Source organism: Geomonas anaerohicana, assembly GCF_016458305.1.
In the GTDB taxonomy this organism is placed as follows: domain Bacteria; phylum Desulfobacterota; class Desulfuromonadia; order Geobacterales; family Geobacteraceae; genus Geomonas; species Geomonas anaerohicana.
This window is the reverse complement of the sequence record NZ_JAEMHL010000009.1, coordinates 192455-207777: the sequence shown is the minus strand read 5'-3', so window position 1 is coordinate 207777 and position 15323 is coordinate 192455. Positions and strand designations below refer to the sequence as shown.

Below are 15323 nucleotides of genomic sequence, written 5' to 3'. Positions count from 1 at the left end.
GATGTGATTCCCGGCCAGCCGGAAGGCCCCGCACGAGGCGGGGACTCCAGCATGGTATATGAAGAGCCGCTTGACCCGCAACAGGTTTCGGCGACCCATGGATTTTTCGGGATCAATCCCACCTGAAGGCAGCCATGGAAAGCGCACCGTAGCTGTACCCGTCGTGGAGTAGGGACCCGGCGCCGCCGGTGCCCAGGGCAACCAGCAAGGGGAGGAAATGCTCGGGAGTAGGATGATTGCGCAGGGCATGCGGTGCGCGGGTTTCCCAGGCAACCAGGTCTTCGGTGCGACCCTGCAGCACGGCGTCCTTGAGCCAGGCGGCAAATTCGAGGGCATAAGGGAGCGGCTCGTGATCCAAAGGGCGGCCGAAGAAGTCCCTCAGGTTGTGGGTTGCGGAGCCGCTGGCTAAAATCAGCACCCCCTCGTCCCTGAGCGGGCGCAGGGCTTCGCCCAGCGCCAGGTGATGCTGCGCGCCGAGCTGCGGTTGGGTCGAGAGCTGGACCACCGGGATGTCGGCTTCCGGATACATGAGCATGAGAGGCGCCCAGGTGCCATGGTCAAAACCGCGGGAGAGATCCCGTTCTCCGGCCACTCCTGAAGCCTGCAAGAGAGACAGGACGCGCTTTGCGAGCACCGGGTCCCCGGGCGCCGGGTAATTCAGCCGGTACAGTTCCTCGGCAAATCCGCCGAAGTCGTGGATGGTGGGCGGCTGCGGGTGGCCGGACACCCGCAGCGTGGCCGTGGTCCAATGTGCCGTGATTGCGACGATACCTTTGGGCTTGCCCAGCTTGGGGCCGAGGCACCTCAAAAAATCCCGCGTCGGGCACTTCTCCAAGACCATGCTCGGCGAGCCGTGGGACACGAATACTGCAGGGAATCTGTTGGACATGGCTTTTCTCCTGCCGGTGGCGTGATGGCGCCGGTGCGCGTCATCCGGCTACCGGTACATTTTCACGCGTGCCGCGATGGGCTGGTACTCTTTGGGGGCCGGCTCTGCTTCGGGGCTGCCGAAGGGCATCTGGGCGACCAGCTTCCAACTCGCCGGGACACTCCATTCCTCTTGCACCGCACTGTCTATGACGGGGTTGTAGTGCTGCAGCGATGCGCCCCACCCTTCGGCTTCCAGGGCGGTCCAGACCGCGAACTGCAGCATCCCGGAGGATTGCTCGGCCCAGACGGGAAAGTTATCGCTGTAAGCGGGGTACTGTTCCTGGAGCCCTTGCACCACGGCGGTGTCTTCGAAGTATAGGATGGAACCGTAGCCACTACGAAAGGCGGAATCCAGCTTCTGTTCGGTGGCGGCAAAGCTCTCCGGAGGAACGATCTTTTTCAGTTCCTGCTTGGTCAGGTCCCAGAGCCGGTCGTGCTGGGGTCCGAGGAGGATGAGAACCCTGCTGCTCTGCGAGTTGAAAGAAGACGGTACGTACTGCACGGCCTGCCCGACGATTTCATGGATGCGTTCATCGCTTGCCACGGGCTCTTTGCCGAGTGCATAAAAGGTTCTCCTCTCCTTGATGGCGTCCCAATAGTTCTTTTTCATGGCGGTGTCTCCTCTGCCGAAATGGAAATTGTTTGATGTTTGATGCTTTAATATCAAATTAATTCTGCACACTGTAAAAGTCAAGGTGTTTTTGTCGACGACGTCGTATCACTTAGGCGCCTGCGAGGGACATCAAAAGAGGGAGAAGGAAGGGCGTGTGGCGAGCCGGAGAGGGTAATCGCGGAGTGACAGGCGCTGTGAACGGGCGGCTGCAGGTGAGGTTCCGGTGGAGTGGGGCGGTGCTGCTAGATGCCGCCAACCAAGGTGAGGGTCACCTCGCCCACCTTGATGGTGGTGGTTATCTTTACTGGAATCCTGCGGTTGTCGTCGGTGAACCAGAAGGTGGCGTTGCCGACCTTGGCTTCCTCACCGTTGTGCCTGAGGCGGGAGGTGACCATCACGGTCTTGAATTTTCCCAGCGGCGTCGTCAATTCCTGGCGCTGCACCGCCCGGACTTCGGTGTTCCACAGCCGCTTGGTGTCGTAGATCTCGAAGGAGATGGAGCGGCCCGGGGAGAGGTCGCTGCCGCGTATGAAGTAGATGCTGGAGAGGTTGTCGTAGGTCTTGGGGGTGATGGCATCGCTCTGCTCGACCTTTTTCAGAAGGTCGATGCTGTTGGCCTTGAGGGTGGAGAAGTTGAAGGTCGCTTCCCGCGCGGCGCGGTAACTCCCCTCGCGCTTGTTCTCCCGGAAGAATTTGGGTTTGCCGGCGCGGGTGGTGACCGATTCGGTGCGGTCGTCGATCTTGAAGAAGGCGGAGACGACGCCGGTGGACCGGATGGTGTTGGTGAGGCGCAGTTCGTCCCCCTGCGGCGTCACTTCCAGTACTGCCGAACCTGCCTTGACGCCGGACCAGGTGACCTCGTACTCCAGGCGCTCGGGAACCGGAAAGGCCGCTGCCGGTGCGGCGAGGACGAGGATAAGGATGGAGAGTATCAGCGGACGGAGATTTTCCATCCCAAGAGGGTACAGCAATATTGAAAATTTTTAACAGAAGATTTTCAGGCTTCGGCGACCCGGACCGTGGTGCGGGCTAACCGGTGATACCAATCGCAGGTCTCCGTTTTGACGCCGCACTGAAGACAGGGGTTACCGCCGGTTCGAAACCAGAGGTAGACGAAACGGTGGGAATTACTTACTGCTTCGCAACTACTGCCGACATAGTCGCTCATGGTTATTCTCATGGATCACCTCCTTGATGACAACAAGAGTACAGGATTGTGCAGTAGTTTCATCAAAGAGATAAAAAAATCTTCTATGTCAGTGGGAGGTTCTTCACAGTCAGTGCCCATCGGGGCTTTCGCCGCATACGTTCACGTTCCGTGGCGAAAGCCCCCTCACCCGCCCTTCGGGCACCCTCTCCCAGGGGGAGAGGGGACTCGGGCGGAAGGGCAAAAAATAAAGCGGCAGGAGCCTCAAGGCTTCCTGCCGCTTTACTGCCATCCTGTACAGTGGTGGATCTAGATGTCCCAGTTGTCGATCTTCATGGTGCCCTTCTTGGCCAGGTTCACCTGCATCTTGAAGACGCGGTCCAGAAGCTGGGGCTCGTGGCCGGCTTTCCTGCCCAGGCAGTCGTGCGCGGCACGCTCGAAGTAGTCCGCCAGGAGCGGCTTGTAGTCGGGGTGCGCGCACTTCTGGATGATGAGCTTGGCGCGGCTCTTGGGATCGAGGCCGCGCAGGTCGGCAAGCCCCTGCTCGGTGACCAGGACGTCGAGGTCATGCTCGGTGTGGTCGACGTGCGGCACGTGCGGCACGACGCAGGTGATGCCGGTCGGGTCGGTCTTGGTCGGGCGCGCCGACGGCGTGTGCATGATGGAGAGGTAGGCGTTTCTCAGGAAGTCGCCGGAGCCGCCGATGCCGTTGATCATCCTGGTGCCGCCGACCAGGGTGGAGTTGGCGTGGGCGTAGATGTCGAACTCAACCGGGGTGTTCATGGCGATGCAGCCCAGGCGCCGGATCGGCTCGGGGTGGTTGGCGATGGAGAGCGGGCGCATCATCACCTTGTTGCTGTACTTGTCCCAGTTACCGTAGAAGCGCTTGAAGCCGTCCACGGAGAAGGAGAGCGAGACGGTGGAGGCGAAGTCGAGCTTGCCGGAGTCGAAGAAGTCGAGCATGGTGTCCTGCAGCACCTCGGTCCAGACCTTCAGGCCGGTGAAGGGGCCGTTGGCGAGGCCGCCGATGACGGCATTGGCGATGGAGCCGACGCCGGACTGCAGCGGCAGGAGGCTCTTGGGCAGGCGGCCGGCCTTCACCTCGGCGGAGAAGAAGTCGATGATGTTTGCCGCGATGGCCTCGGAGGTGTCGTCCTGCTCGCTGAATGCGCGGCCGTTGTCCGGCTTGTCGGATTCGACGATGGCGACGATCTTGTCGTTGTCGACGCGGACGTAGGGGGACCCGGCGCGGTCGTCGACGCGGCAGATGAGGTACGGGAGGCGGTTGGGCGGGGTGATCGGCTCGACGATATCGTGCAGGCCTTCGAAGTTCGGAATCGAGGTGTTGATCTCGATGATGATCTTGTCGGCGATCTGGACGATCTCGGGGACGGCGCCGCAGGAGGCGGTGAGCACCAGGTCGCCGTTTTCGGTGATGGCGGAGCACTCGATGATGGCCAGGTCGAGCCGGCCGCCGTTGTCCTTGGTGTAGAAGCCGTAGCCGAGGTCCTGGGCGAACATGGAGAGGTGCTTGTCACCCATGCGGATGCGCCCCTCGTTGATGCCGGCCTGGATGTTCTTGCCGGTCTGGTAGGGCCAGCGGCGGTCGATCATGTCCAAGGAGGCCCAGCGGTCCTCGGTCTCGACGCCGACGGAGGCGCCGATGAACAGGTTGAACCTCAGTTTCCCCTGCAGCTGGTTCTTCTCGACGTGGTCGGCAAGGGCGATGGGCACCGCTTTCGGGTAGCCGGCGGGGGTGAAGCCGGACCAGCCGAGGTTCATGCCGTTTTTAAAGAGCGGAATTACCTGGTCGACGGTGGTGATCCGGGAGTGAAGGCTGGACTTCCTGATCCTGTTGTGCAATTCAGACATTAATCTGGATCCTCCTTTGATGATGTCATCCCGCTCTGCAGCGGAACATGGAAAGTTTGTCGGGGGGGGTGAGGTCTTCGTTCAAATCGAACGATCGTTCGGCGAATACAACATAACAGTACGATGTTTTATTTGCAATATAGAATTGGTAATTCCACGTCATTTTTGCTAATGTTGGCGCGCGCGTATCACTTGGCCGGGGTAGGCAATGGAAAAGACGGAATGTAACAGGAAGCTATTGGATGTGGCGACGCAGCTCTTCTCGGAGCGGGGGCTGCACGGTGTCAGCATCAGGGAACTCTCTCAGGCGGCGGGGACCAGCATCTCGATGATCTCGTACCACTTCGGGAGCAAGGAAGGACTCTATTCTGCGGTGCTGCAGCGGCAGTTTGCCTGCTTCGCGGAGATCCACGAGATCAGGCAGCGGGTGACCGACCCGGTCGAGATGGTGGAGAGTTACCTGCGCTGGACCTTCCGCAGGCACCGGGACAACCCGTACCTGCTCCGGTTCTACACCAGCGAGCTGACCAACCCCACGGCTTTTTTCAGCACGCTGGTCATGCCGGTCATCGACGAGGTGATCGTGATCATGGCGCAGGCCATCGAGGAGGGGAAACGGCAGCAGAAGTTCCGCGAGGATGTGGACCCGACCAACGCGGCGCTGGCGCTGGCGGGGATGGTGAATTACTTCTTCTTGAGCAGCCTGGCCACCGAGAACCTGATCAGCCACTCCCCGGAGCGCGACGAGGAACTGGTGCAGCAGTACCTGAAGATCTTCACCTGCGGGGTGGGGGCTGGCTGAGGGAGGGGCTGCTTATCCTTCGAGAATGGCACGAACCTTCAGGATGACTTCTTCGAGGACTTCCCTACTTGCCCTGCCGCCTTTCTCTGCTCGCCGTACTTGCCAGTCCAACGCTTTCACCTGGTCGGCCAATATGACGCCCCGGACCGTGGTAACCCCGGCAACTGCCACCTCGAACGGGTAGCCCTTTACCTGTGATGTGATTGGACAGCAGAGCATGAGGCTGGTTTTTTTATTGTAGATGCGCGGCGACAGCACGAAAGCTGGGCGCCGGCCTGCATGCTCGTGCCCCGCCTGAGGATCGAAATCAAGCCATACCACCTCTCCTCTGTCGGGAACGTAACCCATCGCTGTCATAGCAATTCCCTGCCCACAGGTTTTCCGCTGGTAACCTCTGCATGCAGGTTTTCCTCGTTGATTCCATCAAGGAGGGCGTCCAGCGAAAAAACCTTGTTGACGATGGGCTTGATGATTATGTACCCCTCCTGCCTGGTGATCTCTACAGGGGAATCCGCTTCGATACCACACTCTGCCGCTATTGACTTCGGCAAACGCACTGCCAGGCTGTTGCCCCACTTTTGCGCTTTCGCTACCATGTAGCTCTCCTTTGTCTTCTGAATCCCACCAAGAGCGAGTGTAGCAAGGTATCTACAATGTATCAATAGTTCAGGAAAGATTACCGTTTTGCAGGAAGCTTGTGGCAGTCGACGGTGCAGTGCTCGCAGCCGCCGGGGCAGGGTTCGAGGTGCACCAGGATGTGGCTGTAGGGAAGACGGCGCTCGATCTCGGCGGTGATCTCGTGGCTCAGGGTGTGCGCGGCCTCCACGGTCATCTGCCTGGGGACCACGAGGTGCATGTCGACGTAACGCAGGTGCCCGGACTTTCTTGTGCGCAGTTTGTGGTACTCGATCAGGTGCTGACGGTAGTTTTCCAGCACTTCGTGGATCACCGCCTCTTCCTCTTCCGGCAGTTTCACATCCAGAATGTGGAAGAAGGCGCTCCTGGTGAGGTCCCAGGCCGCCTTGATGATCATGAGTGCGACCACGATGGCGACGATCGGGTCGAGCATGGGAATGCCGGTGAGCTTTATGGCAGCCAGGCCGCCCAGGACACCGGCGGAGGTGTAGACGTCGGTGCGCAGGTGCATGGCGTCGGCTTCCAGCGCGACCGAGTCGGTAGCGGCGGCGACGTTCAACAGGTGCCGGGAGACGAGGTAGTTGGCGAGCGCCGAGACGGCCATGACCGCCGCGCCCAGCCCGAGCCCCTCGATTTCCACCACACCGGTGCGAAGCTTTTGCACGGCTTCCCATATGATATAGAAGGCGGCGCCGAAGATAAGGACGGCCTCGATGGTGCCGGCAACGTTCTCGATCTTGCCGTGCCCATAGTGGTGATCCTCGTCGGCGGGCTTGCCCGACTCGCGCACCGAATACCAGGCGATTCCCGCTGCCACCAGGTCCACGCCGGAGTGGACCGCCTCGGAAAGCACCGAAACCGAACCGGTGATCATGCCGACCACCAGCTTGGCGACCACCAGCGTCGCGTTTGAGGCCACCGACAGACGGGCAGCTCGCCTTTTCAATAGATCGTGTTCTGCTGAAACCATTTTTTCTTTCCCTCTGGCACCTGCGGTTTCCGCTCGGCACTAAAAAAGGCCCCGGATTCCCGCGGCCTTTCATCTGCGCTTAGCGCTGCCTCACCTCACGGTTCTATACAACTCCCGCCGCGATGTCAACCCTTGCCGAGGATCTCCCTGGCCCGATCGGTCTGGTTGGGGAAGAGATCCTCCGGCACGGCGTCCTTTCCGAGTTCCTTGCGCACGGTGTAGCGCGCACATCCCTCGAAATTGTCGTTGCAGTACATCATCTTGAACACGGTGCTGGTGGACGGCATGTTGGCCATCTTGTCGTTGAAGAAGATACATCCGGACAAAAGTTCGCAATCTGGCATTACTTTTCCTCCTAGGTGGTCTGACAAAGGCGCAACTGGCATATGCCTTTGTACTATGACTGATGTCGTCAAACCCACATTAGTCGTGTGACAATATAGACGTTTGCGCTTTTTGCCGCAATAGGATTTTAAGAGGGGCCTAAGCGTATTTGGGAATCCTGCGGGCGCTGATCAGGCTCGCTGCGGTGACCGAGCCGAGGATGAGCGCGCCGCCGGCGATGGTGTTGGCCGAAGGGGTTTCGCCGAGGACCAGGAAGACCCAGACCGGGTTGAACACCGGTTCGATGACGGCGATCAGGTTGGCGGTGACGGCGGAGACGCGCTTGATGCCGTAGGAAAAGAAGAGGGAGGCGAGGCCGATCTGGACCACGCCCAGGGCGAGGATGCTGGCGAGCGCGGTCCCGGTGAAGACCGGGAGGGGCAGGAAGGCGGCGGCACCGAGGGCGACCACAGCGGCCACGGCGTGCGAGGCCATGAACGAGTGCAGCGGGTCCCCGTCCTTTTGCATGCGGGTGAAGATGAACATGAGGGAGAAGGTGAAGGCCGAGGTGAGGGCCATGAGGTTGCCGGCGAGTTGCCCGGGGGAGAGGCGGTCCAAAAACAGCACCACCATGCCGACGATGGTCATCAGGAGCGCCAGCACCTGTTCGCGGTAGAGGCGCTCCTTGAGGAACAAGACGCTGAAGGCGGCGGTGAAGACGGGGGCCAGGTACTGCAGCAGGATGGCATTGGCAGCCGTTGTGCTCTTATTGGCGGCGACGAAGAGGAGCATGGTGGCGGCGTTGGCGAGGGCGGCGCCGAAAAGCGCCTTGGACCACTGCAGCCGGACGGTGCCGACCAGCGCCAGCAGGAACAAAAAGGCGATCAGGCTCCTTAGGCCGGCGATGAGGAAGGGGTTCCAGTTCAGGACTTTGATGAACAGCCCGGCGAGGCTCCACAAGAAGCCGCAGACGACCATGGCGAGGGCGCCGGAGAGGGCAGGTGAAAATCTGGTTTCCATGACGCGACAGGGTAAGGTACGGCTCGGGGGATGTCAAAGGGTAAATGGGGTTGGTGGCTGAGGCGAGGCGGTCGCTGAGGCGCCCAGGCAAAAGCAAATCCCCCCTGACCCCCCTTCGCAAAGGGGGGAACGCGGGGGCTCGGACGACGCTGCGGTGGGGACGTTACTGCGGGGAGAGAACTGATGGGGGGGCTGGGAATACTGGGAATACTGGGAGTGATGGGAGTGATGGGAGTGATGGGAGTGGATGCTGGAGTGGATGCTGGAGTGGATGCTGGAGTGGATGCTGGAGTGGATGCTGGAGTGGATGCTGGAGTGATAGATGGTCCGAGTGGTAGATGGTCCGAGTGGTAGGAGGGGGCTGCGGGGCTCGGGGGGGAGCGGGGACTCCCCCTCTGTGGAACTGCCTCGTACGTTACTTGGCGGGTTCCTTCTGTCTTTGAATGATGGCACTCTTGTCGCCGTAGACCACGGTACAGTCGGTGCTGAAGGGGAAATACCAGGTGCCGGTTTGGCCGATAAGCTCGACGTTGTTGATACCACCCTTGCGGGCCGCGGTCAGGATGGAACCGTCCCCGAATAGCGGAATGACATAGAAGATGTTGAAGGTACAGGCCTCTCCTCTTTTCATCTGGTTCAGATCGAGGAACTTGATGTTTTCCACTCCAACCGGTGTGTTGTCTGCGTAACGCAGAGTCTTCGCGAGGTCGTGGGTAGGAAGACAGCCGCACAGACCAGCCAGTACCAGTACTACCGCACCCAGCCTTTTCATAGCGCCTCCTTTTCCAACTTGTTATGAGTGACAACGCATCTTACATACTACTTCTCGGTGACCCTGTGACAATGATTATAATGGTTCAATGTATGGCGCGGGGCGCAGAGACAGAGACGTGATTTATATTGGTCGCGAAGAGCAAAGCGGCTACAATCGCTGCCGGGCCAGTCGCAACCATGTCGACGGCCGCTGTGGAGGCGGCAGATGCAAACAGACGTCACGACAGGCGAAGTAAACCTGTTCCGGAACACGGTCCTCGACCATTACCGCTCGCACGGGCGGCACCTTCCCTGGCGCGAGACCCGTGACCCGTACGCCATCCTGGTGTCGGAGATCATGCTGCAGCAGACCCAGGTGGACCGGGTGCGCGAGAAATACCTCGAGTTCCTGGCGATCTTCCCCACGTGGCAGGACCTGGCCGAGGCGGAACTCTCCCGCGTGCTGTCGCTGTGGCAGGGGCTTGGCTACAACAGGCGCGCGGTTGCGCTGCAGCAGTGCGCCCGGGCCGTAAGGGAGCGATTCGGCGGGACGCTGCCACATGAGGTGGCAGAACTGGAGTCGCTGCCGGGCATCGGCCCCTACACCGCCCGGGCCGTGGCCGCGTTCGCCTTCGACATCGCCACTCCCTTCATCGAAACCAACATCCGGTCGGTATTCATCCGGCACTTTTTCCCGCACTGCGAGTCGGTGCGCGATGCCGACATCCTGCCCCTGGTCGAGCTCACCCTGGACCGGGGCAACCCGCGCCAGTGGTACTACGCGCTCATGGACTACGGCGCATCCCTCAAGCGCGGACAGACCAACCCCGGCCGCAAGAGCGCCCACCACGTGCGCCAGTCGCCGTTTCGGGGCTCCAACCGCGAGCAGCGGAGCCTGATCCTGAGGACAATCCTGGCGGAACCGGGGGTGCCCCTGGAACGGTTGGAGGAAAAGCTCGCCCTGGAGGGAGCACTGCTGGCGCGCAACCTGGAGCAGCTCGAGCGGGAGGGTTTCATCAGGCAGGAAAGCGACAGGTTCTGGATCCGCTGACATAGCGAGACGTTTATCCATTGTGCAGAGCCTGCCGGTTGCAAAAGCAACCCGCCAAGGTAGACTGGTCTCTGCTGCGGATGCTCCTGAATTCCTTAAACCGTTCGAAAAGTCCCTCGTCGGACCTGCTGATACAGTTGAAACCTTACCTAGTGCCAGTCTCACCCGTGTTAAGAGAAAGGGGACAGGCACCTTGCGGAGCCAGTCCCCTCATCGTTATTGAGTGTGTCCTGAAGGAGGAAGGGTGGGCCCAGCGCCGACAAAGAACCTGAAGGTCGTGCCGGCACTTCTGCTCCCATTCCTGGCCTGCGCGCTACAGCTGCTCCTATGGGATTACCTGCAGCCTTTCGCCTACATCCTGTTCTATCCCGCAGTCTTTCTCAGCTCCCGCCTGGCCGGGAAACGGGCCGGCATCGCCGCCACCGCGATCTCCGCGCTGCTCATCGTCTATGTCTTCATTCCACCCCCGTTCTCGCTTCTGTCGTACCGCTTGAGCCACCTCGCCTCGGTCTTCGTCTTCATAGTGATGGGGACCCTGTTCGCCCATTTGCATGAGCGCCTGCAGACCGCCCTAAACGGTGAGACGGACGCCCGCGCCGAGGCGAACAGCTCGGAGGCGAAACTGGCCGAGGCGCGCATCGACCTGTTGGAACTGGAGCGGAAGCTGGTCCAGGAACGACTTGCCGAAACGGAAGAGCAATTCCGCATCATGTTCATGGAGTCGAGCGTAGGGGAGGCGCGGCTCGATCCGGCGAGCGGCAGGTTACTCAAGGTGAATCCGGCCTTTTGCCGCATGACCGGGTATAAGGAAGGCGAACTGCTGGACATGGACCTGGTCGCCGTGTGCCATCCGGAAGATCGCCAGCCCTGCCGGGAGAGCCTGGCGAGCCTGGGCGAGAGCGGGCGCAGCGGGGTACAGGCGGAGTTCGCCCTGCTGCGGCGCGACGGCGCCTCGGTCTATTGCCAGGCCACCTTCAACCTACTGCGCGGCGGGGCGGGGGGCACGTCGGTGCTGGCGGTGCTCCAGGACGTTTCCGCGCGGCGCCAGGCCGAAGAGGCCCTGCTGAAATCCGAGGAGAAGTTCTCCCTCGCCTTTTCCGGGAACCCGGCCGCCATCGCCCTGACCCGCTTCGAGGACGGGGCCTTCCTGGAGGTGAATGAAACCTGGGAGGCGCTGACCGGCTACAGCAGGGAAGAGGCGATCGGCAGGTCGGGGCGCCACATCTGGCCCGATCCCTCGGCGGTTGAGCGCTTCCTGGCGCAACTGCGCGATACCGGCACCCTGCGCGGGTGGGAGCAGGAGTTCAATCGCAAGAACGGCGAGCGCTTCGTGGCCCAGCTTTCCTCGCAACTGCTGTCGGTGGGCGGGGAGCAGGTCATCCTGTCGACGCTGGTGGACATCACCCAGCTCAAGCTGGCGGAGGCGGCGCTCAGGGACAGCGAAAACCGGTTCAGGACCATCTTCGACCATGCGCCGGTGGCCATCGGCATCGGCGCCGTCGACGACGGACGGCTTTTGAACGTGAACCCGGCCTGGCTGCGGCTCATGGGCTTCCAGCGGGAGGAGGTGATCGGCCGCACTGCGCTGGAACTGGGGCTCTACCTGGACGACGGGACTCGTGACGAGATCGTCGCTGCGATCCGGCAGGGTAAAGGATTCTCCCAGGAACTGCAGTTGAAGCGCAAGTCGGGTGAGGTGATCGACGTCCTGTTTGCTGCCGACGTGGTGGTGCTGGACGGCACTCCCTGCCTGCTGGTCATGCTGAACGACGTGACGGTCCAGAAACAGGCGGAGCGGGCGCTGCAAAAAAGCAAGCAGGACTACCAGCAGCTGTTCCAGAACATGCTGGAGGGGGTCGCGTCCTGCCGCGTGGTCCGGGACGCTGCCGGCGCGGTCGTGGATTTCGTCTTCCTCAACGTCAACCGCGCCCTGCTGCAGCTGACCGGGCGGGACGACCTGGTGGGCAGGCGGGCGTCGCAGGTGATCGCGCGGTTGAGCGAGAGCAACGCGGGGCTGCTGGCCGCCTGCGGACGGGTGGCGCAGACGGGACTTTCGGAGCACCTGGAGACCTTCATCGTCCCGCTGGACCAATGGTGGGCGGTGTCTCTGTACAGTGTGGAGCCCGGTTATTTCGTGGCTTTGTGCGACAACATCACGGTGCGCAAACGCGAAGAGATGCGTCGCAACGCCACCGTGGAATTGCTGCGCATCTGCAACGAGTCCACCGACCTGAAGGAGTTGATGTCGCGCACGGCGCGGTTTTTCCGTGACCTCACCGGATGCCGCGGCATCGGTATCCGCCTGCGTTCAGGAGAGGGGTATCCCTACTACGAGAGTATCGGTCTTCCCGATGAGGAGTCCGGTGCGGGGGACAGCCTGTGCGACCGCGTCGCGCGGGGGATCGCACCGCCCGAGGCAGCGGACGGGGCTGCGCTGCGCTGTCTGTGCGCCGAGGTTCTTGCCGGGCGTGTGGCCGGAGAGGGGAGGGGGCAAGGGAGCTATTGGACTTCGACCGGTGTCGGTGCCGCGCGCGGCGCGGACGTGGTAGCCGGTGGCGCCGGTGAGCAGCAGCGGGGTGCCGCAACCGCCTGTCACGCCGAATCGTTCCAGTCCCTGGCCCTGATCCCGCTGCGCTCCCACGGCGAGATGATCGGCCTGTTCCAGTTCAGCGACCCGGCCCCGGGGCTGATGTCCGCGGAGAAGGTGGCCCTGTACGAGGACCTGGTGGATTACATCGCCATCTCGTTCTCGAAACTGAGGGCGGACCAGGCCCTGCTCGAGGCAAGCCAGTACAACCAGCAGATCATCGCCGGGGCGCAGGAGGGAATCATCGTCTACGACCGGCAACTGCGCTGCCAGGTGTGGAACCCGTATATGGAGCAGTTCACCGGGCTGGGCGCCGGGGAGATGCTGGGCCGGCGGCCGCAGGAGGTCATCCCGGCCCTCAAGGAGAGCGGGGTCGTGGCGCTGCTCGCCAGGTCGCTGGAAGGGGAGGAGTCCTCGCCGGTGGACTTCCGGTTTTCCGTGGAGCAGACCGGGCGCTCCGGCTGGGTGACCGACACCCGCGCCCCGCTCAAGGACGTGCAGGGGAACATCATCGGCGTCATCACCACGGTGCGTGACATCACGGCGGAGCGCCGCCTGGAAGAGCAGCTCCGGCAGGCGCAGAAGATGGAGGCTGTGGGGCTTCTGGCAGGCGGCGTGGCGCACGATTTCAACAACGTGCTGCAGGTCATTATGGGGTACTGTTCGCTGCTTGCCGCCGACCCGAAGCTCGACGACGAGCAAAAGGGGGAGGTGGAGCAGATCCTGGTTTCGGCCGAGCGGGCGGCCCAACTCACCAAGGGCCTGTTGGCCTTCAGCCGCAAGCAGGTCATGGAGCCCAGGCGGGTCAACCTGTGTGACATCGTGCAGCACGTGCAGAAGTTCCTGGTGCGCATCATCGGGGAGGACATCACGCTGAAGGTGGTGCAGTGCCCGAAGCCGGAACTGCCGGTGATCGCCGACAGCGGGCACATCGAGCAGGTGCTGATCAACCTCGCCACCAACGCGCGCGACGCCATGGCCAAGGGTGGGACGCTCACCGTGGGGATGGAGGTGGTACAGGTCGAGGGGGCGACTGAGACCGAGTTCGGGCACGCCGAGCCGGGGAGCTACGCCTGCGTCATCATGTCCGATACCGGCTGCGGCATGGACGAGGAGACCCGGGGCAGGATCTTCGAACCCTTCTTCACCACCAAGGAAGTGGGCAAGGGGACCGGTCTGGGCATGGCCATCGTGTACGGTATCGTCAAGCAGCACGCCGGTTTCATCAATGTCTACAGCGAGCCCGGGGTGGGGACGACCTTCAGGGTGTACCTGCCGCTGGCAAAGGACGACGGCACGCAAGCGGCGGGGCCGGTGGAACTCCCGCCGCCGCGTGGCGGTACCGAGACCCTGCTCCTGGCCGAAGACGACACGGAGGTGCGCAAGCTGATGGTTACCATCCTGACCAGGTTTGGCTACACCGTCGTCGAGGCCGCCGACGGGCAGCAGGCGGTGGAGCTCTTCGCGGCGCACCAGGACAGCATCGCTCTAGTGGTGATGGATCTCATCATGCCCAGGAAAAACGGCATGGACGCGGGGTTGGAGATCGTGCAGATGAAGCCGGGGACCAAGATCCTCTACTCCAGCGGCTACACCGCCGACTTCATGGAGCGGCGCGGCATCTTCGACCAGGGGATCCAGTTGATCATGAAGCCGGTACAGCCGGTGCAGCTGTTACGCAAGGTGCGCGAGATGCTGGACGGCTAAGGGGGAACTGCGCCGGCTCCTGGTACAGCAGCGACACGGCGACCAACACCCTGAGCGGCACGTCTATGGCTACCCCCAACGCGACCGGCGTCGCCGCGCAGTACCTGCAGTTAAACCCGGCCGCCACACCGGCCGGCGTCGCCGCCGCCCTGACGGGGAACGCGACCACGGGTGCGGTGGGCAACGCCGGCAAGAAGTCCGCGAACCTCCTCTTGTTCACCGACTATTGATCCACGCCCCTCACAGGTCAGATGGCACGGAAGCCGGCTGCGAAAGGACTCGCAGCCGGCTTTTTTGTGACCGGTGGAATGCGTACCCCTTGTACCCCATCTCCTTTAATGGCATTGTTTCCACTGCTTGCGGCTTCCCCCCCCCCCCCCTGCCCCCTGCCGTCAAGGGAGGGGGAGCAATGCTCTTCGCAGCTGTTGACTTGGACCGACAAAAGTTGTACGGTGCAACTATATGGACGCCCTGACCGAATATAAACTGGACAAGTCGCTGGGCCACCTCGCCTCCCGTTTCTCCCGAATCTTACTCCGGCGCTTTAACGCCGTGCTGCAGCAAAACGAGATGCCGGTCACCTCGGAGCAGTACTCGCTGCTGGTGCAGCTTTGGGACAGCAACGGTTTGCCGCAGGGGATGCTGGCGGAGAAGACGGCCAAGGACAAGACCACCATGGCGCGGCTGGCCGCAGGTCTCGAGGAGCGCGGGCTGATCGCACGGCTCCCCTCCCCGAACGACGCGCGGGAGCGGCTCCTTTACCTTACGGACAAGGGAAAGGAACTGATGGACCGCGCCACCGCGCTCGCCCGCGGCATTCTGGATGAAGCGCAGCAGGGCATCGACGCACAGGAACTGGAAATCTGCCGCGATGTCCTGCGCCGCGCCTGCAGCAACCTGAAGTAGTTTTT

At 62.1% G+C, this 15323-nt stretch carries 15 protein-coding genes and 1 pseudogene; 5 read left to right on the top strand and 11 right to left on the bottom strand.

Annotated elements, in window-relative coordinates:
* Positions 1–112 precede the first annotated feature (112 nt).
* From JFN91_RS16680 to JFN91_RS16660, 5 genes are all read right to left on the bottom strand, one after another.
* Positions 113–889 carry a DODA-type extradiol aromatic ring-opening family dioxygenase gene (locus JFN91_RS16680; protein ID WP_199390320.1) on the bottom strand — a complete coding sequence of 259 codons (777 nt, stop codon included), beginning with the start codon at positions 887–889 and terminating at the stop codon, positions 113–115.
* Between the two features lie 48 nt (positions 890–937).
* Positions 938–1540, bottom strand: coding sequence for a nitroreductase family protein (locus JFN91_RS16675; protein ID WP_199390319.1), 603 nt, complete (start codon positions 1538–1540; stop codon positions 938–940).
* 245 nt (positions 1541–1785) lie between these two features.
* Positions 1786–2496 (bottom strand): DUF3108 domain-containing protein, encoded by a 711-nt coding sequence (locus JFN91_RS16670; RefSeq protein WP_199390318.1) that lies wholly within the window; start codon positions 2494–2496, stop codon positions 1786–1788.
* A gap of 44 nt (positions 2497–2540) precedes the next feature.
* A complete protein-coding gene (locus JFN91_RS16665; protein ID WP_199390317.1) occupies positions 2541–2723 on the bottom strand; it encodes a hypothetical protein in 183 nt (60 codons plus the stop codon).
* A gap of 276 nt (positions 2724–2999) precedes the next feature.
* Positions 3000–4562 (bottom strand): acetyl-CoA hydrolase/transferase C-terminal domain-containing protein, encoded by a 1563-nt coding sequence (locus tag JFN91_RS16660; protein WP_199390316.1) that lies wholly within the window; start codon positions 4560–4562, stop codon positions 3000–3002.
* 208 nt (positions 4563–4770) lie between these two features.
* On the opposite strand from JFN91_RS16660, the gene JFN91_RS16655 reads away from it, so the two are divergent.
* Positions 4771–5364 carry a TetR/AcrR family transcriptional regulator gene (locus JFN91_RS16655; protein WP_199390315.1) on the top strand — a complete coding sequence of 198 codons (594 nt, stop codon included), beginning with the start codon at positions 4771–4773 and terminating at the stop codon, positions 5362–5364.
* 12 nt (positions 5365–5376) lie between these two features.
* On the opposite strand, the gene mazF is transcribed toward JFN91_RS16655, so the two are convergent.
* The 6 genes from mazF to JFN91_RS16625 form a co-directional block, all read right to left on the bottom strand.
* Positions 5377–5721 (bottom strand): endoribonuclease MazF, encoded by a 345-nt coding sequence (gene mazF, locus JFN91_RS16650; protein ID WP_199390314.1) that lies wholly within the window; start codon positions 5719–5721, stop codon positions 5377–5379.
* Positions 5718–5960, bottom strand: coding sequence for an AbrB/MazE/SpoVT family DNA-binding domain-containing protein (locus tag JFN91_RS16645; RefSeq protein WP_199390313.1), 243 nt, complete (start codon positions 5958–5960; stop codon positions 5718–5720). Before JFN91_RS16645 ends, mazF begins: the two co-directional genes overlap by 4 nt.
* A gap of 80 nt (positions 5961–6040) precedes the next feature.
* Complete coding sequence (locus JFN91_RS16640; RefSeq protein ID WP_199390312.1) at positions 6041–6970, bottom strand: cation diffusion facilitator family transporter; 930 nt, start codon at positions 6968–6970, stop codon at positions 6041–6043.
* 125 nt (positions 6971–7095) lie between these two features.
* Positions 7096–7314, bottom strand: a complete 219-nt coding sequence (locus JFN91_RS16635; protein WP_199390311.1) for a hypothetical protein — start codon at positions 7312–7314, stop codon at positions 7096–7098.
* A 139-nt stretch (positions 7315–7453) separates the two neighbouring features.
* Positions 7454–8314, bottom strand: coding sequence for a DMT family transporter (locus tag JFN91_RS16630; protein WP_199390310.1), 861 nt, complete (start codon positions 8312–8314; stop codon positions 7454–7456).
* 415 nt (positions 8315–8729) lie between these two features.
* Positions 8730–9086 (bottom strand): TRL domain-containing protein, encoded by a 357-nt coding sequence (locus JFN91_RS16625; RefSeq protein ID WP_199390309.1) that lies wholly within the window; start codon positions 9084–9086, stop codon positions 8730–8732.
* Between the two features lie 207 nt (positions 9087–9293).
* On the opposite strand from JFN91_RS16625, the gene JFN91_RS16620 reads away from it, so the two are divergent.
* From JFN91_RS16620 to JFN91_RS16605, 4 genes and pseudogenes are all read left to right on the top strand, one after another.
* Positions 9294–10118 carry an HhH-GPD family protein gene (locus JFN91_RS16620; protein WP_199390308.1) on the top strand — a complete coding sequence of 275 codons (825 nt, stop codon included), beginning with the start codon at positions 9294–9296 and terminating at the stop codon, positions 10116–10118.
* Between the two features lie 244 nt (positions 10119–10362).
* Positions 10363–14412 (top strand): PAS domain S-box protein, encoded by a 4050-nt coding sequence (locus JFN91_RS16615; RefSeq protein WP_199390307.1) that lies wholly within the window; start codon positions 10363–10365, stop codon positions 14410–14412.
* A 35-nt stretch (positions 14413–14447) separates the two neighbouring features.
* Positions 14448–14642, top strand: a pseudogene (locus tag JFN91_RS16610) (S8 family serine peptidase); the annotation flags it as partial.
* Positions 14643–14874: 232 nt separating this feature from the next.
* Positions 14875–15318: a MarR family winged helix-turn-helix transcriptional regulator gene (locus JFN91_RS16605; protein ID WP_199390305.1), complete on the top strand. Its 444-nt coding sequence runs from the start codon at positions 14875–14877 to the stop codon at positions 15316–15318.
* Positions 15319–15323 lie beyond the last annotated feature (5 nt).

What these genes read in the sequence shown, in the direction of transcription:
- JFN91_RS16680 (WP_199390320.1), bottom strand. Translation starts at nt 889, where the DNA reads ATGTCCAACAGATTCCCTGCAGTATTCGTGTCCCACGGCTCGCCGAGC.
- JFN91_RS16675 (WP_199390319.1), bottom strand. Translation starts at nt 1,540, where the DNA reads ATGAAAAAGAACTATTGGGACGCCATCAAGGAGAGGAGAACCTTTTAT.
- JFN91_RS16670 (WP_199390318.1), bottom strand. Translation starts at nt 2,496, where the DNA reads ATGGAAAATCTCCGTCCGCTGATACTCTCCATCCTTATCCTCGTCCTC.
- JFN91_RS16665 (WP_199390317.1), bottom strand. Translation starts at nt 2,723, where the DNA reads ATGAGAATAACCATGAGCGACTATGTCGGCAGTAGTTGCGAAGCAGTA.
- JFN91_RS16660 (WP_199390316.1), bottom strand. Translation starts at nt 4,562, where the DNA reads ATGTCTGAATTGCACAACAGGATCAGGAAGTCCAGCCTTCACTCCCGG.
- JFN91_RS16655 (WP_199390315.1), top strand. Translation starts at nt 4,771, where the DNA reads ATGGAAAAGACGGAATGTAACAGGAAGCTATTGGATGTGGCGACGCAG.
- mazF (WP_199390314.1), bottom strand. Translation starts at nt 5,721, where the DNA reads ATGACAGCGATGGGTTACGTTCCCGACAGAGGAGAGGTGGTATGGCTT.
- JFN91_RS16645 (WP_199390313.1), bottom strand. Translation starts at nt 5,960, where the DNA reads ATGGTAGCGAAAGCGCAAAAGTGGGGCAACAGCCTGGCAGTGCGTTTG.
- JFN91_RS16640 (WP_199390312.1), bottom strand. Translation starts at nt 6,970, where the DNA reads ATGGTTTCAGCAGAACACGATCTATTGAAAAGGCGAGCTGCCCGTCTG.
- JFN91_RS16635 (WP_199390311.1), bottom strand. Translation starts at nt 7,314, where the DNA reads ATGCCAGATTGCGAACTTTTGTCCGGATGTATCTTCTTCAACGACAAG.
- JFN91_RS16630 (WP_199390310.1), bottom strand. Translation starts at nt 8,314, where the DNA reads ATGGAAACCAGATTTTCACCTGCCCTCTCCGGCGCCCTCGCCATGGTC.
- JFN91_RS16625 (WP_199390309.1), bottom strand. Translation starts at nt 9,086, where the DNA reads ATGAAAAGGCTGGGTGCGGTAGTACTGGTACTGGCTGGTCTGTGCGGC.
- JFN91_RS16620 (WP_199390308.1), top strand. Translation starts at nt 9,294, where the DNA reads ATGCAAACAGACGTCACGACAGGCGAAGTAAACCTGTTCCGGAACACG.
- JFN91_RS16605 (WP_199390305.1), top strand. Translation starts at nt 14,875, where the DNA reads ATGGACGCCCTGACCGAATATAAACTGGACAAGTCGCTGGGCCACCTC.